This is a genomic window from Streptomyces lavendulae subsp. lavendulae (assembly GCF_002803845.1).
Taxonomy (GTDB): Bacteria; Actinomycetota; Actinomycetes; order Streptomycetales; family Streptomycetaceae; genus Streptomyces; species Streptomyces lavendulae.
On the sequence record NZ_CP024985.1, the window covers coordinates 8,312,118 to 8,331,963 of the forward strand.

The window sequence follows — 19,846 nt, forward strand, 5'->3', positions numbered from 1 at the left end:
CGCCGCTTTGCCCTAAAAGGGCGGTTCATCCTGGCGAAGTGGTTAGGTAAGCCCATCGAGGATGATGTCTGGGTGTTGGTCAAGGTAGAGGCAGTGCAGTCGGCCCGGTCGGGGCCCAAGTTCGTCCGAGTGCACTCGGCGGTGGGCACTGTTGTGGTGCTCTGGCAGGGGGCGCCCCAGGATGTGGGGCGAGAGCGCCACGTGGAGTGGTCCGTGGACGAGGAGATCGTCTGGATGGAGAACGCCCGGCTGAGCACTGTTGGAACGCCTGGACTGTGGGAAGACGGTGACCGCATCGTCTTGCGTGGGCAGCTGAGGCTCGACGAGGGCGGAGGGGCGGTCCTGGACGTGGCCGGCTCGGTGATCCTGTTCGATCATGCCGATCGGCCTCTGCCGGATGGTGTCGATGGGTCGTGGGTCGAGGTCCGCGTGGCACCGGACAACGTCACGGCCTGGCCCTACGAAATCTGACCGCCAGCGGGTGTGCCTGCGAGATCTGTGAGAGCACCCGGATGCCGCCAGCGGTGTCAGAGACGCTCGCGGCCGTGACCAGTACCGCCAAGACGAGGCCGAGAGCGTTGACGCCGATGTGGCGCTCGCGGCCTGCGATTCTCTTGCCTGCGTCGATGCTCTGGCTGGCGGCAGGGACGATGGCGGAGGTCTTGACGCTCTGAGTGTCCAGCCCACACGTGCTCGGCTCGGCGTCCCGGCCCTCGGCCTCACGGGCGAGGCGGCGGCGGAGGAGTCCTTTGAGCCGGTCGAAGACACCACCGGTCTCTGATCTTCAGAGCAGGGCCGAGAGGGAAAGAACGGTGGGCGGAGCGGAAGTGGAGCGGCGGACGCGCAAACGCGTCGGTGCGGCTGCGCGGGCGGCAATGGGCGCCTGTGTGGCTACCGTCCTCGCCGGCTGCTTCGCAGGGGCACTTACGGACAGCTCTTCAGCCCATGGACTTCACCGCTGAACTCACTGAAGGCCCCGACCCCGTCCCCGTGATGAACTTCGGCTCCGGCCGCGCCTACGCGCACACCTGCACCCCGTGCGGCCGCGCGCTACTCCTGTGGCAGTGCTGCCCCCCGCCCCCCGCCGCCCCATCTGGCCCCGCAGACCGTGCTGTTGAACCACTGGTAGGAAACTTTCCTATCCGCTACGCTCCCCGACGGCGGCCCGGCACCGTGCCATATGGCATGGGCATGACGTGCTCAGCAAGAGCTCTGATCCGGCCGCCGTGACGCCGTCCCCTGCTCGCCCCAGGGTCCGGAGGGCGGCGTTCCCCGCACCGGTGTCCAGCTGTCGCCCTTCCCAGGTCAAGGAGTCAGGCATGCACCTGCACGCCTCCACCCCACCACCCACATCCGGCAGTCGCCTTCGGCCCGCCCTCCTCGTCTCAACCGCGGTACTCGCCCTCGTCGCCGGGCTCCTCCTCGCCTGGCCCGGCCGGGCGGGGGCCGCGGCCGACCCACTCATCTCGCGCGGCAGGCCGGCCACCGCCTCGTCCACCGAGAGCTCCTCGCTCGGCGCCGCGAACGCCTTCGACGGCGCCGCCTCGACCCGCTGGGCCAGCGCCGAGGGCAAGGACCCGCAGTGGATCCGCGTCGACCTCGGGTCCGGCGCCACCGTTTCCCGGGTCAAGCTGACCTGGGAGTCCGCCTACGCCAAGGCCTACCGCGTCGAGGTCTCCGCCGACGGCGCGACCTGGACCAAGATCGCCGAGGAGAAGGCCGGCAACGGCGGCACCGACGACCTCACCGGCCTCTCCGGCAAGGGCAGGTACCTGCGCGTGTACGGCACCGCGCGCGGCACGGCGTACGGCTACTCCCTCTTCGAGGCCGAGGTGTACGGCACCGTCGACGGCGGCCCGCCCCCCGGCGGCGGCGCCTTCACCGTCGTCGCGGCCGGGGACATCGCCGCCCAGTGCACGGCCTCCGACAGCGGCTGCGCCCACCCGAAGACCGCCGCCCTGGCCCGGCAGATCGACCCGAAGTTCTACCTCACGATGGGCGACAACCAGTACGACGACGCCCGGATCGCCGACTTCCGCACCTACTACGACAAGAGCTGGGGCACCTTCAAGGACAAGACCCACCCCGTGCCCGGCAACCACGAGACGTACGACCCGGCCGGCCCCCTCGCCGGATACAAGGCGTACTTCGGGAACATCGCCTACCCGCAGGGCAAGAGCTACTACAGCTTCGACGAGGGCAACTGGCACTTCATCGCCCTCGACTCCAACGCCTTCGACCAGGCGGCCCAGATCGACTGGCTCAAGGCCGACCTCGCCGCCAACGGCAAGCAGTGCACAGCCGCCTACTGGCACCACCCGCTGTTCTCCTCCGGCGGACACGGCAACGACCCCGTGTCCAAGCCCGTCTGGAAGATCCTCTACGCCGCCAAGGCCGACCTGGTCCTCAACGGACACGACCACCACTACGAGCGGTTCGCCCCGCAGAACCCCGACGGCAAGGCGGCCGCCGACGGGATCGTGGAGATCGTCGGAGGCATGGGCGGCGCCGAGCCCTACCCGATCGAGCAGGTGCAGCCCAACAGCCAGAAGCGCATCAGTGGCCAGTACGGGGTCCTGAAACTCGACTTCACGGACTCCGGCTACGGCTGGACCTACGTCGCCGCCGACGGGTCGGTCAAGGACACCAGCCCCAAGTACAGCTGCCACTGATGTACCTGGCCAACACCGGCCGCCCGGACGCGCCGCCCCGCCCCGCCGGGGCCCGGCGGCGCGTCCCCGCCACCGTCGTCGCGCTGGGCGCGGTCAGCCTCGTCACCGACGTCTCCTCCGAGATGGTCACGGCCGTGCTGCCGCTCTACCTCGTCCTTGGCCTCGGCCTCTCACCCCTCCAGTTCGGCTTCCTCGACGGCATGTTCAACGGAGCCACCGCACTCGTCCGGCTCCTCGGCGGCCGCCTCGCCGACCGCGGCGGCCACCACAAGAGGGTCGCCCTCGCGGGCTACCTGCTCTCCGCCCTCTCCCGGCTCGGGCTGCTCCTCGCCGGCGGCGCCACCGCGGGGATCGCCGCCTCCCTCGCCGCCGACCGACTCGGCAAGGGTGTGCGCACCGCTCCCCGCGACGCGCTGATCTCGCTCAGCGGCCCGCCGGAGACACTGGGCCGGGCGTTCGGCGTACACCGCGCCATGGACACCACCGGCGCGCTGCTGGGCCCGCTCGCCGCCTTCGCCGTGCTGTGGGCCACCGCCGACGCCTACGACGCGGTGTTCGCCGTCAGCTTCTGCACGGGCCTGCTCGGCGTGCTCCTGCTCGTCCTGTACGTCCCCTCGGCCGCCCCCGCACCGCCCGCCCGGTCGACGCCCCTCCACGGTGGTGCACTTCGGGACCCCGCCTTCCGCCGGATCCTGTACACCGCTTCCCTGCTCGGAGCCGCCACCATCGGCGACTCCTTCCTCTACCTGCTCATCCAGCGCGGCCTCGACCTGCCGCCCGCCCTCTTCCCCCTGCTGCCGCTCGGCGCCGCCACCGGATACCTGCTGCTCGCCGTCCCGGCCGGCCGGATCGCCGACCGCGTGGGGCGCCGGCTGCCGTTCCTGGCCGGACACCTCGCGCTGCTCGGAGCGTACGCCGCCCTGCTGTTTCCCGTTGCCTGGCCCACCGTGGTCGCGGTACTGGCGCTCCTCGGCGTCTTCTACGCCTTCACCGACGGGGTCCTGATGGCCTTGGCCGGCCCCGTGCTGCACGCGCACCGCCGGGCCGGCGGGCTGGCGGTGCTCCAGACCGGCCAGGCACTGGCCCGGCTGCTGGGCGCCGCGGGCTTCGGAGCCGCCTGGACCTTCTGGGGGCAGGGGCCCGCCCTGTGGACGGCGGCGCTCGCGCTCGCGGGGGCCCTCGCGGCCGGCTGGCGCATCCTGCCCGCTCCCGCACCCGCCCGCGACGCCCCGGAGGCACCGTGAACCGCCGACCGTCACAGCTCCGCCGCCTCGCCCTCGTCGTACTCTCCGTCCTGGTGCTGGGGGGCGGCTCCCTGGGCTACGTACTGCACGCCAGGCACCGCGGCCTGCCGACTGCCACCGTGGACGGATCGTTCAGCCTGGCCGAACCAGGGCTCTACTACCGGGACTCGGCCACCGGACAGGTCGCCCGCCGGAGCGGCACAGGGGGGCCGCCCGCCACGGGAGGCCCCGCCTGCGAGCGCTTCTACGCCACGGGGGAACGCGCCCTGTGCCTGCGCAAGCTGCCCGGCATCCCGGCCCGCACCCAGGCCCTCGTACTGGACCGGCGGCTGCGCGAGATCAAGCGCGTGACCGTACCCGGCATCCCCAACCGGGCCCGCGTCTCGGCCTCGGGAAACGTACTGTCCTGGACGGCCTTCGCGACCGGCGACTCCTACGCCACGACCGCGTTCTCCACCCGGACCTCCATCCTCGACCTGCGCACCGGCTACCTGATCAAATCGATGGAGGAGATCCCGCTGACGATCGACGGGACCCGCTACCACGCCAGCGACGTCAACTACTGGGGAGTGACCTTCGCACGCGACGACAACCGCTTCTACGCCACGGTGTCGACCAAGGGCCGCACCCACCTCGTCGAGGGGAACCTGCGCGACTGGTCCGCGAAGGCCCTGCGCGAGAACGTCGAATGCCCATCCCTCTCACCGGACGACACCCGCATCGCCTTCAAGAAGAAGGTCTCCGACGACCCCGCCGCACCCTGGCGGCTGTACGTCCTGGACCTGGCGGACATGCGCGAACACCCGCTCGCGGAAACGCGCAGCGTCGACGACCAGGCGGCCTGGCTGGACGACAAGACCGTCGGCTACGCCCTCCCGGGACGGGACGGACGCGCCGCCGACACCTGGTCGACCCCGGCGGACGGCACGTCCGAACCCCGCCTCCTGATCCCCGGCGGCTCCTCCCCGGCCGCCGTGTCCTGACCTGCCGGTCGGTACTGCTGGACCTTCACCCCGGCGCCCGCGCCTGTTCGGGCGCGAAAGCGGCCGCCGGGCCTGGCCGGCGCCGGACCAGCCGGGCTCGGCGGCCGGGCCTGGTGCGTGCCGTGCTGCGGGGCCGGAGGTGACGTCGTGCAGGGCGCCGCGGGCGGCCCACCGCCGCCCCGCTCCGGCTGACGTCCGCATCCCCGCACCCGCCACCACTCCGGACACGGCGCTGGAACAGCTGTGGGTGAACCGGCCCCGCACGCCACGCCTTCGCCAGGACGCCAAGCGCACCGGAGCGAGGATCGGTGAGTTCAGCGGTCGTGGTGGCCGTACATGTCGAGGATCGCGCTCTTGCTCTCACCCCGGTAGACGACGTGCCAACGCTGGTGCTTCGACTCCTGGTAGAGCCCGAGGTTCGTGGTGACCGAGCACGAGCCGTACTCCGTCTCCACCATCGCCGCGACCTTGCGGACCACCGAAATCACCTCGGTGAGCAGGTCCGTGCCGGTGCTGCCGAGATCAGTGAGAGAGGGGACATGCTCCTTCGGGATCACCACGATGTGGACCGGGTAGGACGGATTGGTGTGGAAGGCGAGGACCCGCTCCGTCTCTGCCACCGGCTGGATCTCCACCCGGCCGGTGAGGGCTTGATTGCAGTAGAAGTCGCTGACCGCCACGTCGCTTGTCACCATGCGTCACCTTCGGTATCAGAGAGCGGTTCGTGAGGTGTTGACCGTTTCCCGGTTGGGTCGAAGCATGCTGGTTGACACATAGGCAGACTTCTTGGCACCTGCGAGGCTTTGACGCCGCATGTCGTTCGTTTCAATTCTTGACGGCCTCCGCGATCTGCAGGGCGGCCTGGGCAGGCGTGAGGTGTGTGGTGTCGACGACCTCGGCCTCGGCGTGCAGCCACGTGCGGGCCGCCTCGGCGTAGGGCTCAAGGTATCGGAGCCGGAACGGGGAGTCGGGGCGGACAACAGTGTCGCCCGCGATGCGCCCGCGGAGAGTGTCCTGGTCGGCGTGGAGGACGAAGTGCCGGAGCGGAATGGCATGCTGAGCAAGGCCTGAGCTGATCTCGCGCCAGTACTGCTCGACCAGGACGGTCATGGGAATCACCAGAGTGCCGCCGGTGTAGTCGAGAACGCGTCGGGCGGTCTCGACCACAAGAGGTCGCCATGGCGGCCAGTGCTGGAAGTTGTCCGTAGCGGGCAACCCCGGTGTGATGTCCATGAGCGTCTCGCCGACCTTCTCGGCGTCGAACACCCGTGAATCCGGGATCAGCTGCTGCACGAGCGCACTGGTCGTCGTCTTGCCCGCGCCATGGGTGCCGTTGAGCTATAGGATCACGAGAATCGACGCTGGCGTCGTGCGGTCCGCAGGAACAGACACAGCAGAAATCGGCTCACTGATGAGGCTGGTGTGGGGCTGCTCGTCGCGGTTCTTGGCCGCTACTGCTTCCTTTGTGAAGCTGCCGACGTCGACCCCGGTGAGGATGTCGAGCTTGACCAGGCGTTTGAGCTTGGCGCGGGTGCCTTCGATGTTCTTCGACAGCAGTTCGTGGTTGAGGGCTTCGCACATGTCCCGGGCCCGAAGTGGTCCGGTCGCGTCGTTGAAGACACCGAGGATGCGGGGGTAGTCCGGGTGCTCGGGCAGGTCCGGTGGGACGGCCGGGAACCGGTCGGCGAGGGCGGTGACGGTCTTCCGCGTGATCGCGAGGTGTTCGAGGTGGGTCTCTGCCTCCTGTAGCCGGCAGTGCAGTCGTTCGATCTGGGTGCGCAGGTCGTCGGCCGGCGCCCGAACGGCGTCCTCCTGGACGCCGAGCGCGTCGAGGAGGGGCTGGATCTTCACGTGCTCACCGCCTGCGCATCGCGCCAGGTCGGGTTGTTCGCTCCGGTGAGGCGGCGGGCCATGACTTGGGTCATCGCCCAGTAGACGCGGGAGGCGGAGGAGGTCGGCCGGTGCTCGTAGTCGCGGACCAGACGCCGGTGCAGTATCAGGATCCCGTAGGTCCGCTCGACCCTCCCCCGCTTCGACTGCGGAACGAACCAGGTCCGTGAGCGGGTCCGGCGATTACACGTCGTTTCTTATGGCGTGATCATTCATTGAACCGTCCATGACGGATCTGGTTGAGCGGCTGGCGCCGGACGAGTTGTGGGTGCTGTTCCGGCGGGTGCCGCCGACGGAGGTCATACGTCCACAGGGTGGCGGCCGACCTCGAGCGGACTTGCAGCGCCCCAGCCCATCCACCACCCCACACACCAACAACCACCCCTCAGCGACGGCCAGGGCGTGCGGATACGGCCCTGGCGCACATGCCGAAAAACGGCCAAAGCGCCACCCATGCAATGTAAGTGAAGATCAGCAGGAGGCGCGGATCACGCCAGTCAGCGAACGAGACATGCATTCCTCTGCCCCAGTACACGGACGAAAAAATCAAGCCGGAGACGCAAAGCGCCACGAACAGATGTCCGCTGATGCCTAGACGCACGCTCCAGTCACTTGGTCGTTCAGTGCATGTCCGCAGACTCTCCCGACGATGCCATTCTTGCCAAGGGAACCTCAAGAGGCCAGAAAAGGCAGCGAATGTTGCGAGAGCTACTGCCACCAGCAAAACCAAAGAACTTAGCCCCCCACCTAGTCGATCCAAAATCCAAACCCCTGTGCCGTAGTCGGACATCACCCAGGAGCCGATACCGGACAACGAATGCTCGGGATTGCGTCTGAGGAGCCAGTCGACGACCGCTGCGGCGCACACCGCTGCGATCACGCGGGACATGGCCAACGCCTGGACGCGCTGCACGTGCGTTGCCTCCATCTGCCAGTCCCGTGAGGGCAGGAATGGAGTGGACGGACCGCCGGGCTTTCCGTCGTTTTCCCCTGCGGCTTCAGACAAGGACAGTAGTAGATGCGCCAGCGGGTACTGGACCTGTGTCAGATTGGTTGAATAGGTTGTGTGGTCCGAGACGATGGACCAGCGGTTGCTGACGGGCCACTCCTCCGGTCCGGGCTCGTTGAAGACACGGGGAATAGGAGTGTCCTCCGGCTCCACACGGTCGCTGCCAGCCTGTCGGAACACGGCTTCCGCGATGTTTTCGGCCTCCGCCCGATTAAGCCACTCGGTGACCGGCTCCGACGTTCCGACGGCTTCCGTGGTGGGGGTGCCCCACCACGGTTGTGTGCGCCGCCCTCGGGAGTTGCGTGCCTGCCTCACGAGGTCCTCGCTGCCCGACCAGCAGTCCGGGCCTTCGCCCTCTCTCCAGGCCAGTTCAAGCTGCCCGTCTGGCGAACGCATGACGAAACCACCGACGGTGTAATGCCAAAGCGTCTCCAGCCAGCGGCTGCGTACAGCCTTCGGGCTGTCACCCATCGGGCCAGCCGGGACAAGGTCGCGCGCCGACCAGATGTTGATCCACGGAGGGCAGCCCAATGACTGCCACCGGCCTACGGAATTCTCCTCATTGAGCAGACTGGTAGCTGCGCCAACTGTCACCAAATACGTCGGCCATGGGGCGTCCCTCGCCAGGAACGTACGGCAAGCGATCGCGGCACCTTGTGAATGAGCAACGACAACCACGCTCCTCGAACGCCGGGACGCGTCGGCGACACGGTTGAGAAGGACCTGGCGCATTGCTGCTGCCTGAATCTCCCTGTCACGGTAGGCCTGGGCATCGCCCACAGACGTCACCAGGTCCGCGACCAACGGAGAGACTTTTTTACCGAGAACAGGAATCCGTTGCGCCACGATAAGCGCCAAGATTCCCACCACGGCAGCGCAAAGCATCAGCGGCGCCAAGAGGAACAACACGCAGAAAAGCACCAGGTAAGGCACGATCATGACGAACAGGCAAACATACCCGTAGACCAGCAGCTGAATCCACGCTACCAGGGCGACCACTGACCCGGCGCAACCAGCATCCCAGGCGGGGATCATCCCAAGAATCTGCGGCCACAAGCGTTTTGTGGCGGAGAACCAGAACTGATGGACTAGCGCGGCCAGTCCCCGCCTAGCAGCACGCCAGGAGAACCGGACGGCCCAGAGCAGCACATCGGAGGCCCGCGACGGATGGAAGGCCTCAGCCCATCGTGCCTCGGACAGCAGCCACGTGGTCGGCTGGCTTCCCGTCTGAGCGATCTCTAGAGTGATTTCTGGTGCGTCGCCGACAAGGTCATCTACGTTCCCCACCCGCGTGCTGAAGCCATAGCGCGGCCCTACCTGAGAAAGCACCTCAAACAGCGGTTCCGCCCAACTCAGTAGAGTCGCTCCTCGGGCCTGCGAACCGATGCCATGCACGAAGACAACGCCCACGTCGAAGGTGAAGGTGTCCACATCATCGTGGTGTTCGACCGCGCTACCGTTCCCAGCTTCCTGCCTCACAGGCCCCAACATGCCACGCAGCATCAGGCTCAGTCTGGTGACGCCCCGGAGCTGGGCAAGAAGATGGGCAAATACCGATCAACTTGCCGTTTAGACGTCGCTTCATTTGGTGAGGCGGCGGTGGCAGATGAGGGCTGCGGCTATGCCGACGAAGGCGAGGAAGTGTTCGGCCTTGCGCTCGTATCGGCGGTGGAGCCGTCGGCAGCCGGCGAGCCAGGACACGGTCCTTTCGACGACCCATCTGTGGCGGCCGAGCCGTTGTGAGGACTCGATGCCCCGGCGGGCGATGCGGTGGCGGATGCCGCGTTGGCGGAGCCAGCGGCGCAGGTGGTCGTAGTCGTAGCCCTTGTCGGCGTGGAGCTTGCCGGGACGCCGTCGGCGAGGCCCACGCCGGGACCGGATCGGCGGGATCCCCCACACGAGCGGTTCCAGACCAAGGCTGTCGTGCATGTTCGCGCCCGGGATGCCGAGCGAGACCGGCAGTCCGTTCCGGTCGGTGATCAAGTGGATTTTCGATCCGGGCTTGCCACGGCCGGTCGGATTCGGTCCCGCCAAAGACCCCCTTTTGCAGCCCTCAGGCTGACTGAGCCGATCGCACAGCGCGACCAGTCGAGTTCCCCGCGGGCGCCGAGTCCGTCGAGGATGACGCGGTGGAGCCGGGCTCAGACCCGGGCCCGGCTCCACTGGGCGAAACGTCGGTAGCCCGTCTGCCAGCTCGGGCCGAACACTGGCGGGAGCTGCCGCCACGTGCAGCCCGAGGTCGCCACGAAGATGACCGCGGCCAGGGCCTCCCGGTCACCCGCCCGGCGTCGGCCGCCGCCCTGCGGACGTATGACCTCCGTCGGAGGCACCACCCGCCGAAACAGCACCCACAACTCGTCCGGCACCAGCCGCTCAACCAGATCCGTCATGCACGGTTCAACGAATGATCACGCCAAAAGAAACGATGCCTAACTGATCGTTTCAGAATGAGGTTTGTTGAGGGGCTTGGCAGTTGGGTGTGGTGTCGGCAGGATCTGGGGTGTGTCTCTGCTGATCTCGTGCCTGATGACCTGTGGGAACGTGTGGCCCCGTTGTTGCCGGATCGGCCGGCCAGGCGGTTTCGATATCCCGGACGGCTGCCGGTGGACGACCGTGCGGCGTTGAGGGCCATCGTTTACGTGCTGTGCAAGAGCGTGAGCTGGCGGGACGTCCCAGCCGAGCGGATCGGCTGCAGTGGTGTGACGGCCTGGCGCCGGCTTCGGACTGGACCGAGGCCGGCGTGTGGCCGCGCCTCCACGAGGTCCTTCTGACCGAGCTGCGGGCCGCCGGACTGCTGGACATGGATGACGCAGCGATCGACGCCTCACACGTCAGGGCTCTCAAAGGGGGGGCTCACACCGGACCTTCGCCGGTCGACCGTGCACGCCCGGGCAGCAAGCACCACCTCATCGTCGACCGCCACGGAACCCCACTCGTCGTCTCCCTGACCAGCGGAAACCGCCACGATGTCACCCAGCTCATGCCTCTGCTCGACGCGGTACCCCGCATCCGCGGGCTTCGCGGACGGCCACGGCACCGGCCCCGCCGACTCTTCGCGGACCGCGGCTACGACTTCGACAAGTACCGGCGTCTGATCCAGGCCCGCGGGATCACGCCCCAGATTGCACGCCGGGGCACACTTCACGGCTCCGGCCTGGGCAAGACCCGCTGGGTCGTCGAGCGAACCTTCGCCTGGCTCCACCAGTTCAAACGACTCCGCATCCGCTACGAGATACGAGCCGACCTCCACCTCGGTCTCCTCCAACTCGCCTGCAGCATCATCTGCTTACGCCGACTCCGAACCTCATTCTGAAACGATCAGTTAGAGGACCCGACCCTGGTGGTCCTGGACACCCAGAGTGTCCACGCGGCCGCCGGGGTCCCTTCCTCCACGACCGGCCGGGACCCGGCGAAGAAGGTGCCGGGCCGCAAGCGGGGACTGGCCGTGGACGTGCTCGGGCTTGTCATCGCGGTGATCGTGCCGGCCGCGAACACCCCTACAACGCCGCGGGCGTCGCCCTACTGGACCAGGTCGTCGAGCACACCGGCGGCACTGTCGAGAAGGCGCTGGTCGACCAGGGCTTCAAAGGGCGATACGTGAGCTGATGTCCGGTTCCGACTCCTGGCAGGTGAGTGATCGAGGCATTGTCGAGTCCTGTGGACTGACCCGACAGCCCAATGGCCGATCGGTCAAGCAAGCGGTTTTCGGTAACGGACGTACTCGTTCTGCTGCCGGAACCCCACACTCTCGTAAAGGTCGTAGGACCGGTGCGGATTTGCCGTGCCCGTGAACAGCCGGGCGGTCGTTGCACCCTGCTCGCGAAGGCTCCGCAGCCCGTCCAGCAGCAGAACCCGGCCGATTCCGAGGCGTCGCTGGTCCCTCCGGACACTCAGCTCTTCCACCTCGCCCACGGCGTGGTCGTGACGGCGGATGGAGCAGAGGGCGACGCCGACCATGTCCTTCCCGTTCCAGGCAGCCCTCCAGCATGCCGGGTCGGCGGTGTCGACGAAGTCCTGGAAAGGCCATCTCTGGGTGAATCCGGTGTCCGCGTACGAATCGACGACCGTCTTCCAGGCTGCACGGTAGTGGCTTGTCCCGATCGGCCCTGTCCTTATCCCGGCCGGCAGCCCGCTGTCCGGCTCGGGCACCTGCTGCAGATCGCCCAGCTCCAGCTCGACCAGGCTGAAGACACGTCGGTAGCCGGCCGCGCGCAGAAGTGCCGTGGCGTCCTGCTCGGAGGCCATGGCGTTCGCGCCTATCACTGCCGTCCGCGCCGTTCCGTGCTGTTCGACGAGCTGGCGGATCCGCGCTTCGGCCCAGCTCAGCATGGCTGAGCCGATGCCCTGGCCGCGATGCTCGGGCAAGAGGTAGCCGCGGTGCAGGTACAGCCACGTATCGTCCCGCTCTTGCCACCACCGGATCGTCGAGTAGCCGACGACGCTCCCGTCGAGCACCACCAGGATCTGGTTCCTGGACGGCTCCTCCAACTTGGCAGAAGCTTCGGCGATCTCGGCCGCTGTCGGGAGCCCTTCTACTACCGAATGGACATCGACCCGGTCCCGTTCAACACACCCCAGCCGCACCGCGGCCATGGCGCCGTGATCTTCGTCGCCGCGATACGGCCGGAACCCGAAGCCGACTGGAAGGTCCTGTCCTGCCGTGCCATCCAACATGACCGGATGTTCTCGAACTTCGAGCAGGTCCGCCACCCTATTCACGCCGCTGTCGTCTGCGGCCGTTCGACGAGCCGGCCGCGTTCAAAGCGGGTTCCGGCGCGGACGAGGGCAACGAGGTGGGGTGCATTCACGGCGCGCCAGCGGGCCTGGGCGGACTCGACGAGCTTGAATACCATCGCCAGGGCGGCGACCCGGGATCCGGCGCCCTTGGCGACCTCGGTCCGCAGACGGACGGTCGCGAAGGTCGACTCGATGGGGTTGGTTGTCCGCGGGTGGATCCAGTGCCCGGCGGGGAAGTCGTAGAACGCCAGCAGCTCATCCTCGTCATCGACGATCTTCTTGACGGCCTTGGGGAACTTCGCGCCGTACTGCTTGACGAACGCCTCGACCGCGGCGGCCGCGTGCTTCCTGCCCTCGGCGTTGTAGATGTCCTGGATGGCCTTCTGCGCCGTGGGCGTTCGCCTCCTCCAGCCGTATGCGCAGGTGGATACCGTCGGCCCAGACGTAGACGTAGTCCGTGGCGGACAGGTCGCGCTCGCTGAACGCCTTGTGGTCGGCCTGCCACTGGGCGGTCAGCCTGGTGACGGTGGCCGGCGACAGGCCGGCCGAGGAGCCGAGGAACTGTTCGAGCGCGGGCACGAAGTCCCCGCTGGACAGGCCGTGGAGATAGAGGAGCGGCAGCACCTCGCTGATCTTCGGGGACTTGCGGCACCACGGCGGCAGGATCACCGAGGAGAACCGCTTGCGCTCGCCGGTTGCCTCGTCAATGCGCTTGACCCGGGGCCGATCCACAGGTCATGAGCGTTGCTCGGTGAGAGTGAAAGCGCGCCGATGAGCCTGTGACTGAGCAGCTCAGTTGGCGAAACGCTGCCAACTGCGCTGCTCAGTCACAGGCGGCGAGCCGGCTGCGGGGTCCGCTCGTCCGCCGGGCCGGTGGCGGGCGGTGGGTCGTCGTTACTTGTGGTCGCGAAGGAAGGCGGGGATCTCAGCGCTGGTCGGGTAGTTCGGCAGGGGTGCCGGCTCGTCCTGAAGGAATGCGGTGACGATGGCGGCGGCTCGGTCGTTGTTGGCGTCCAGGCCGTTCCACATGTGGTGTCCGACGCCGGGGGTGTACTGCGTGCGCTGGATGGCGGGGTCGTTGGCGAGGATGACGGTCGCCCATTGCCGGACCTGGGAGGAGCACTCGGCGATCATCAGCATCGCGGGGGTCCGGGAGTGTGCCAGTTGCGGGGCGATGGAGGGTGAGTCCTTGACCGTCTGCTGGACCCGGAGGCTGGCGGCGGGGCTGAAGGAGAAGTTCTGCGCCGTGTCCTCGGCAGGGATGCGGTGCGCGTCGCGCGCGCAGTATCCGGATGCGGTGTCGCTGCCGAGGTCAGCGGCGGTGAACGCGTTGTCGCCTTCGGCCTGTCCGATCAGCCCTGTGTCGGGGGTCAGGAGTCCGAGTCGCATGAGGCCGAATGCGGCGGCGTACCGGGGAATGTGTGTCGAGCGCGGTCCGGTCATGGTCGGCGCGAGGCCGCGCGCGGATGGCAGGCCCTTGTGCCCCGTGATGTGCGCGGTGGGGCCGTCCATCGGGCCGGGCTCGGCGATGACCGCCCGGTGCAGGCGTTCGGCGACGCGCGGATCGGCCAGGGCTCGCGTGAGCACGACCGCGCCTGAGGAGAATCCGAGGATGTCGACCCTGCCCTTGCCGAGGCGGTCGACGAAGGCGGCGAGGTCGCGGACCGACCTGGAGATCGTGTACTGGTCCATCGGGAGCAGGTCGCTTCGTCCGCCGCCGGCCTGTTCGTAGGCGTAGACGTCGTAGCCCTGTCGTGCCAGGAGCTGCAGGAACCGGTGGTCGAGCTCCGAGATGCCGCGGACTGGTCCGCCGTTGAGGTACACGAACGGAATGGGGTGTCGGGTGCCGGCGTTCGCGGGCGGGTAGTGGTACACGGCGACCTGGCTCCCGGTGGCCAGGCGCCAGTGCTGCGTGGCGACGAAGGGCAGGGCGGGCGGGTACCGCCGTGTCGTGGGCACGGTCGGGATGCAGACCGAGGCCGTCAATGCTGCCGCGACGACCACCGGCAGGAACGGCACGAGCCGCGTCCGCCAGGTACCGCGTCGTCCCCGCCACAGTGCGGCGGCAGTCGCGATCCCAAGGGTTGTCAACCATGCGGGGAGCCCCGCGCCTGCACCGTCCGTGAGGACGATGAACGCCAGAAAGACGACGATCAGCCCCGCGATGGCAGCCAGGGCCGGCAACACGCGACCGGCCAGATGGACAGGACGTATGACAGACGTAGACATAAGGTCCCTTCAGCAGTTTCAGAACGCTGTTTTGAAACGACGTTATCAAACGGGGTAAGCTGTTCGTCGTGGGTAGGCCGAGAACGAATGACGAGACCGTCAAAGAGCGACTTGTGGTGTCCGCGACCGAGATGCTCGCCACCCGTCCACGGGAGTCGGTCACAGTCCGCGCCCTGGCCGCCGCCGCCGGAACGTCAACGACGGCGGTGTACTCCTTGTTCGACGGCAAGGACGGAGTGATCGGCGAGGTACGCAACAGAGCCGTCGCCGGCCTGTTCCAGGACCTGTCGGCAGTGCCGACCTCCGAGGACCCCCTCGCGGACCTCTACGCACTGGCCACCGCATACCACCGGTGGGGACGCACGAACAGCCACCTCTACACAGTGCTGTTCGGTGGCGTGCAGTCCTTCGACCCATCGGGCGCGGTCGGCACCGGTGACCCCATCCGACCGCTCCTCGTGGCGATCGATCGCGCCTTGACCGAGTCCGTCCTCGCCGGCGAAGCAACGCTCATCGCCCTCTCGCTCTGGGCGACCCTGCACGGGCTTGTGACCCTCGAACTGGCTGGAGCCCTCGATGCCACCACGGCCGAGACCGCATTCCGATCGACGATTCCCGCCACGCTGCGCGGCTGGACGACCCCGCGGTCTTCCGCAGCCTCCGGCGGGGCGAACCAGCCCCGTGACAGCGGTCGCAGCCGACTTTCGGTCAGGCAGTGGATGAACGGCCGGGAGTGAACGCGAGCCGATGCTCGGTTCGTGATCGGGGCCGGGTGAGGTTCGCTGGTCGGGGGTCGCGAAGGGGGTTATGGGCGGGGCTGGGTGAACAGACCGAGTTCGGTCTCAGTGAGGACGGCCTGTGCTGACCAGGCATTTCAGCTTGAAGCGGATGCTCTCCGTGTTCTTCGGGACGATCGGCAGGTCGAGAGGCCGGCAGAGGTCTTGAGCGCGCATCGGGCGGCCGGTATCGGTGAAGGGAGCGCTTCACCAGCAAGATCCACCCGAGCGCCGACGGTCGCTGCCGCCCGCTGTCCCTGCTCATCACCCCCGGCCAGCGGAGTGCCAGCCCCCAGTTCCGACCGGTGCTGGAGAAGATCCGCGTTCCCCGTCTCGGGCCGGCCAGGCCCCGCAATAAGCCGGACAGCGTCGCCGTTGACAAGGCCTACGGCAACCGGCCGTGTAGGGAGTACCTGCGACGACGGGGCATCCCGCACACGATCCCGGAGAAGGCCGACAGCCGGGCCGCCCGCCTGCGAAGAGGCGCGCACGGCGGCCGGCCACCGGGATTCGACGAGGACCGCTACAAGAAGCGCAACACCGTCGAACGGGCCATCAACAAGCTGAAGAACCACCGAGCAGTGGCCGCCCGCTATGCGTTCGGCCCGCTCCGCGGTGAAGCCGCCGCTCGCGAAGAGACTCGCCGGAGGCGAGGCCCACCGGTGCTGCTCCGACGGGGTGCCCGGTGAAAGGGACCGTCTGGACGACGGCTGACCGGACCGCCCACCCACCACGGGGTGTGCGTAGCCCGGCCGGTCCGACGTCGCCAACCTCCCCCTCGACGGGGCTGCGGCTGCTTGGGCCGGGGCCGCAGGTTCCCTCAGCGGCTGGTGGGTGCGTTCCAGTCGACCAGTTGGACGATGACGCCATTGGGGTCCCGGACCTGGAAGGCGCGCTCGCCCCACTCCTCGTCGGTCAGCGGCATGGTGATCGCGACGCCTTCGGAGCGCAGGCGCGCCAGCTCGCCTTCGAGGTCCTCGACGACGAAGGCGAGGATCAGACCTGCGGCGTGCTCGTCGCGCTGGTCCGCCGGGAGGCTGTCCAGCCCACGCCGCAAGAAGATGACGTTCATGCCGGCGTCGTCGCGCGTCAGGGACGCGAAACCGTCGGCGGCCATCTCCTCGCGGAACCCGAAGTGCTCGACGAGGAAGGCGCTGGAGGCGGGGACATCGTCGACGTTGAGCGACACGGCGCTAGAGGTGATCTTCATGAAAGCTCCTCCGGGATCGTGAGCATTTTCTCTGTACGGCGTACAATGTACAGCGTACAGAGTTAGACCGCGAGAGGATTTCCCCGTGCCCACGGAACGAACCAGCTCGGGCGACCCGGCCCGCACCCTGCAACTGCTCTGGCGTGACTCCTCCTCCGACCGGCGCCGAGGGCCGCGGCGGGGGCTGAGCATCGACGCGGTGGTCGAGGCCGCCACCGCCATCGCCGACGCCGAAGGCCTGGACGCGGTGACCATGCGGGGGGTGGCCAAGGAACTCGGCGTGGTGCCGATGACGCTGTACACCTACGTCCCCAGCAAGGCCGAGCTCCTCGACCTCATGCTCGACGCCGCCTACGCCCGCATGCCCCGCACCGGCACCGCCGGAAAGCCCTGGCGCCAGCGCGTCACCGCTGTCGCCGAGGAGAACAAGGCCCTCTACGAACGCCACCCCTGGGCCGCGGCCGTCTCCACCGCCAGGCCTCCGCTGGGGCCGGGGCAGATGTCGAAGTACGAGCACGAACTGTCCGGGCTCGACGGCCTCGGCCTCAGCGACGTCGAGATGGACGACTGCCTGACCCACCTGCTCACCTTCGTGCAGGCATGCGCCCGCGCCGATGCCGACGTCCGCGCCGCACAGCACGACAGCGCCCTGGACGACCAGCAATGGTGGGAGTTGAACGCCCCGCTCCTCGCCCGGGTCCTCGACGAGAACGCCTACCCCACCGCCGTCCGCGTCGGCGCAGCCGCAGGCGCGGCACACGGCAGCGCCTACGACCCCGCCCACGCCTACCACTTCGGCCTGCAACGTGTCCTCGACTCCTTCGCCGCGCTGATCGGCCGAAGCGGAGACGCGAAGACATCGACTTGCGCGCACGGGCCCGACGCCATCGCCCCGTGAGCCGGACCACCTGTCGCCGATGCGCCGGCGGGCGAACTCGGTGAGGAGGCCCGTGACCCTCGAACTGACCGGGGCCCGGCGCACGGGGCCCGGCCGGTGAGCGCGACGACCGGATCCGACCGGCAGAGCGGCCGGTTGCGCGCCCCACAGCCCACCCGGGCCGTCACTGCTCCTGGCGCTCACGCTGGTCGATCTTGGCCGACGATGGATCCTGTTCCTCAGCGGAGGCCTGCGCCATAGTCGGGCCATGACGTACAACATCCCCTCCCACGAACGCGCTCTGGCCTTCGACCGGGCCGCCGACGCGTACGCCGCGTACCGGCCGCAGTACCCTGCGGCCGTCTTCGAGACCGTGGAGGAGTTCAGCGGGCGGCGGCTTGCCGGGGCCCGGGTGGCCGATGTGGGAACCGGGACGGGGATCGCCGCCCGGCAACTGCGCGAGCGCGGGGCCTTGGTGGTGGGCGTCGAGCCGGGCGCCGGGATGGCGGCGCAGTTCCGTCGCGAGCTGCCGGGGATCCCGCTCGTACGCGGGGACGGCAACCGGCTGCCGCTGGCCGACGGCTCTCTCGACCTCGTCTCGTACGCCCAGTCCTGGCACTGGACCGACCCCGCACGCGCCGTCCCGTCCGCCCTGCGGGTCCTGCGCCCCGGGGGCGCTCTCGCGCTGTGGTGGAACGACCCGGACCCCTCCGTGCCATGGGTGACGGAGCAGGCGGCCAGGATCGAGCAGTGGCTGGGGCCCGGCTTCTACGTCTCCAACGTGGAAACACCGGCCGGGCTCTGCTGGAAGACCCGCACGCTGCGCTGGTCGCGCCGCGTCTCGGTCGATGTCCACCTCGCGAAGCTGGCCACCCATTCAGCCTTCATCGTGCTCGGCGAGCGCAGGGCCTCGGCTTTTCTGGGGGCGGAACGCAAGCACCTCGCGCGGCACTTCCCCGATGGCGAGCTGGACGAGCCGTACGTGACCTCCGTGGCGGTGGCCTTGCGCCCCGCCCAGGGCCTGTTCCTGTCCGGATGAGGGGTGTGGTCCCGTGGCGGAACCCGGGAACACCCCCAGCGGGGGCGACATCGATGCTGCGGCGTCAAGCCCCGTCGCCCCTTACTCCGAGGTGGTGCGGGTGTCGTCCGTCTCCGCGGGGGCGGGCGCGTCCTGGGGTGCCCGTCGTTGGTGGGCTTGACGATGGCGTGCGTGATGACCTGCCCCTGGATCTGCTTGGTTTCGAGCTTCTGCTTGCCCTCGGCCATGTCCTGTCTTCTGCTTTCGTGTCCGAGACGTGCGTCTTCGGAGATGCTCCAGTCGGTGGCGGTGGGTGGGCAGCGAGGCGCTAACAGGTCAGCGGCGGATCCGTCGGCTTGAAACGATCACTGGGCTACGGGATCTGCCGGGAGCGCCGTCGCCTTCCCCGGGCGATGTTCCCCGGCCGGCTGCTCGACGATCCCCCCCCCACGGACTCGTACCACTCCATGGCACTTCCTCGCGTCTCTGTCCGTCAGCGCGCCTCGGCGGACCGGTCGGCAGTCGTCCGGGCGCCCCGGGGCCACGGGTGTGGGGGGTGCGGGATCCAGGGCACCACCCCCGCGCGCCCGGGAACATCTTCGGCAGCGGGCCGGGGCCGCCTCGGGGCTTGCCCTTTCAACAGGCCCGCAGTCCTGCTGCTGCCGACGGGGAAGGCGCTGACGCCCCGGCTGCTGCACCGACTCCTGAAGGGCCGCACCCGCGGGACCGGGCACCGGCTGGGACCTGCACGGGTGGCGGCACTCCTGCCTGACCCACCTCGGCGAGCAGGGCGCGTCGTCGCTGATCCTGACGGCCGAGTCCCGGCACACGAATCCGGAGAACCCCCGGCGCCGCCGCAAGCCGTCCCGCCAGGCGATTGCCGAGGTCAACAGCCTGCCCACGCCCGGCGACAGCAGGCCCCGAGGGCTGGTTGCGGCGCGGGCCCGACGGGCAGGATCCAGGCGCGTCGGCAGCGAGCCGTCCAGTGAGGAGACGCCATGTCCGAGACCGAGCCCCCGGCCCGTGGTCGTCGCAAGCGGTGGGAAGTACGCCCCGTCCGAGCTCCCCGTCGTGGACAGCTCCGGAGCGGTATACGCGGCGCGATTCGCCTGGTCGAATGGCGTGGCGCACCTTCACACGCCCGACCCGGTGTCCGCACCGGATGGGTCACCCCGGCCGCCGGCCTCTGGGCCTGACGTAC

The 19,846-nt window shown here is 68.7% G+C and carries 15 protein-coding genes and 6 pseudogenes; 10 read left to right on the forward strand and 11 right to left on the reverse strand.

All coding sequences use genetic code 11. The features are described from left to right. The first annotated feature begins 213 nt into the window (after nucleotides 1-213). A complete protein-coding gene (locus SLAV_RS37465; RefSeq protein WP_234333488.1) occupies nucleotides 214-471 on the forward strand; it encodes a hypothetical protein in 258 nt (85 codons plus the stop codon). A 7-nt stretch (nucleotides 472-478) separates the two neighbouring features. On the opposite strand, the pseudogene SLAV_RS43440 reads toward SLAV_RS37465, so the two are convergent. Continuing rightward, nucleotides 479-766: pseudogene (locus SLAV_RS43440) on the reverse strand (transposase); the annotation flags it as partial. A 553-nt stretch (nucleotides 767-1,319) separates the two neighbouring features. Between SLAV_RS43440 and SLAV_RS37475 the strand changes: the two are divergent. From SLAV_RS37475 to SLAV_RS37485, 3 genes are read left to right on the forward strand one after another with little or no spacing between them, the layout of a single operon-like run. After that, nucleotides 1,320-2,672: a discoidin domain-containing protein gene (locus SLAV_RS37475; protein WP_030227640.1), complete on the forward strand. Its 1,353-nt coding sequence runs from the start codon at nucleotides 1,320-1,322 to the stop codon at nucleotides 2,670-2,672. Next, entirely contained in the window at nucleotides 2,672-3,916 is a 1,245-nt protein-coding gene (locus SLAV_RS37480; protein ID WP_030227638.1) for an MFS transporter, read from the forward strand. Before SLAV_RS37475 ends, SLAV_RS37480 begins: the two co-directional genes overlap by 1 nt. Then, a complete protein-coding gene (locus SLAV_RS37485; RefSeq protein ID WP_030227637.1) occupies nucleotides 3,913-4,899 on the forward strand; it encodes a TolB-like translocation protein in 987 nt (328 codons plus the stop codon). The genes SLAV_RS37480 and SLAV_RS37485 overlap by 4 nt, the downstream gene beginning before the upstream one ends. Nucleotides 4,900-5,213: 314 nt before the next feature. Here the strand turns inward: SLAV_RS37485 and SLAV_RS37490 are convergent, their stop codons facing one another. From SLAV_RS37490 to SLAV_RS37515, 6 genes and pseudogenes are all read right to left on the reverse strand, one after another. After that, nucleotides 5,214-5,594 carry an HIT family protein gene (locus SLAV_RS37490; protein ID WP_030227635.1) on the reverse strand — a complete coding sequence of 127 codons (381 nt, stop codon included), beginning with the start codon at nucleotides 5,592-5,594 and terminating at the stop codon, nucleotides 5,214-5,216. 130 nt (nucleotides 5,595-5,724) lie between these two features. Beyond that, on the reverse strand, nucleotides 5,725-6,192 hold the full coding sequence (locus tag SLAV_RS37495) for a hypothetical protein (protein WP_051840528.1): 468 nt from the start codon (nucleotides 6,190-6,192) through the stop codon (nucleotides 5,725-5,727). Between the two features lie 45 nt (nucleotides 6,193-6,237). Continuing rightward, nucleotides 6,238-6,750, reverse strand: coding sequence for a hypothetical protein (locus SLAV_RS37500; protein WP_234333487.1), 513 nt, complete (start codon nucleotides 6,748-6,750; stop codon nucleotides 6,238-6,240). Beyond that, nucleotides 6,747-6,947 (reverse strand): annotated as a pseudogene (locus SLAV_RS42850) (IS5/IS1182 family transposase); the annotation flags it as partial. The gene SLAV_RS37500 and the pseudogene SLAV_RS42850, both read right to left, overlap by 4 nt. A 227-nt stretch (nucleotides 6,948-7,174) precedes the next feature. Then, complete coding sequence (locus SLAV_RS37510; protein ID WP_158740554.1) at nucleotides 7,175-9,229, reverse strand: hypothetical protein; 2,055 nt, start codon at nucleotides 9,227-9,229, stop codon at nucleotides 7,175-7,177. Between the two features lie 150 nt (nucleotides 9,230-9,379). Further along, nucleotides 9,380-10,188 (reverse strand): annotated as a pseudogene (locus SLAV_RS37515) (IS5 family transposase). A gap of 57 nt (nucleotides 10,189-10,245) precedes the next feature. On the opposite strand from SLAV_RS37515, the gene SLAV_RS37520 reads away from it, so the two are divergent. Both SLAV_RS37520 and SLAV_RS42860 read left to right on the forward strand, forming a co-directional pair. Beyond that, nucleotides 10,246-11,111 (forward strand): IS5 family transposase gene (locus SLAV_RS37520; protein WP_100661205.1). Its coding sequence is split into 2 segments (ribosomal slippage): nucleotides 10,246-10,519 and nucleotides 10,519-11,111, totalling 867 coding nucleotides; the frame shifts between segments, so codons are not numbered across the junction. A 6-nt stretch (nucleotides 11,112-11,117) separates the two neighbouring features. After that, nucleotides 11,118-11,398: pseudogene (locus tag SLAV_RS42860) on the forward strand (transposase); the annotation flags it as partial. A 90-nt stretch (nucleotides 11,399-11,488) separates the two neighbouring features. On the opposite strand, the gene SLAV_RS37530 reads toward SLAV_RS42860, so the two are convergent. The 3 genes and pseudogenes from SLAV_RS37530 to SLAV_RS37540 form a co-directional block, all read right to left on the reverse strand. Next, nucleotides 11,489-12,472 (reverse strand): GNAT family N-acetyltransferase, encoded by a 984-nt coding sequence (locus tag SLAV_RS37530; RefSeq protein ID WP_051841468.1) that lies wholly within the window; start codon nucleotides 12,470-12,472, stop codon nucleotides 11,489-11,491. A gap of 41 nt (nucleotides 12,473-12,513) precedes the next feature. Next, a pseudogene (locus SLAV_RS37535) lies at nucleotides 12,514-13,267 on the reverse strand (transposase); the annotation flags it as partial. 162 nt (nucleotides 13,268-13,429) lie between these two features. Next, nucleotides 13,430-14,554, reverse strand: coding sequence for an alpha/beta fold hydrolase (locus tag SLAV_RS37540; RefSeq protein ID WP_234333915.1), 1,125 nt, complete (start codon nucleotides 14,552-14,554; stop codon nucleotides 13,430-13,432). Between the two features lie 326 nt (nucleotides 14,555-14,880). On the opposite strand from SLAV_RS37540, the gene SLAV_RS37545 reads away from it, so the two are divergent. Together SLAV_RS37545 and SLAV_RS37550 are read left to right on the forward strand one after the other, a co-directional pair. Continuing rightward, nucleotides 14,881-15,501: a TetR-like C-terminal domain-containing protein gene (locus SLAV_RS37545; RefSeq protein WP_394298638.1), complete on the forward strand. Its 621-nt coding sequence runs from the start codon at nucleotides 14,881-14,883 to the stop codon at nucleotides 15,499-15,501. A 236-nt stretch (nucleotides 15,502-15,737) separates the two neighbouring features. Continuing rightward, nucleotides 15,738-16,136 (forward strand): annotated as a pseudogene (locus SLAV_RS37550) (transposase); the annotation flags it as partial. A gap of 224 nt (nucleotides 16,137-16,360) precedes the next feature. Here the strand turns inward: SLAV_RS37550 and SLAV_RS37555 are convergent. After that, on the reverse strand, nucleotides 16,361-16,750 hold the full coding sequence (locus SLAV_RS37555) for a VOC family protein (RefSeq protein WP_030240320.1): 390 nt from the start codon (nucleotides 16,748-16,750) through the stop codon (nucleotides 16,361-16,363). Between the two features lie 85 nt (nucleotides 16,751-16,835). On the opposite strand from SLAV_RS37555, the gene SLAV_RS37560 reads away from it, so the two are divergent. Both SLAV_RS37560 and SLAV_RS37565 read left to right on the forward strand, forming a co-directional pair. Beyond that, a complete protein-coding gene (locus tag SLAV_RS37560) occupies nucleotides 16,836-17,648 on the forward strand; it encodes a TetR/AcrR family transcriptional regulator (protein WP_051841470.1) in 813 nt (270 codons plus the stop codon). A 247-nt stretch (nucleotides 17,649-17,895) separates the two neighbouring features. Next, entirely contained in the window at nucleotides 17,896-18,666 is a 771-nt protein-coding gene (locus tag SLAV_RS37565; protein ID WP_030240324.1) for a class I SAM-dependent methyltransferase, read from the forward strand. Nucleotides 18,667-19,846: the final 1,180 nt, after the last annotated feature.

Bases quoted from the DNA above. Each gene is read 5' to 3' on its own strand.
- SLAV_RS37565 (WP_030240324.1), top strand. From the start codon at position 17,896: ATGACGTACAACATCCCCTCCCACGAACGCGCTCTGGCCTTCGACCGG.
- SLAV_RS37480 (WP_030227638.1), top strand. From the start codon at position 2,672: ATGTACCTGGCCAACACCGGCCGCCCGGACGCGCCGCCCCGCCCCGCC.
- SLAV_RS37555 (WP_030240320.1), bottom strand. From the start codon at position 16,750: ATGAAGATCACCTCTAGCGCCGTGTCGCTCAACGTCGACGATGTCCCC.
- SLAV_RS37475 (WP_030227640.1), top strand. From the start codon at position 1,320: ATGCACCTGCACGCCTCCACCCCACCACCCACATCCGGCAGTCGCCTT.
- SLAV_RS37530 (WP_051841468.1), bottom strand. From the start codon at position 12,472: ATGTTGGATGGCACGGCAGGACAGGACCTTCCAGTCGGCTTCGGGTTC.
- SLAV_RS37490 (WP_030227635.1), bottom strand. From the start codon at position 5,594: ATGGTGACAAGCGACGTGGCGGTCAGCGACTTCTACTGCAATCAAGCC.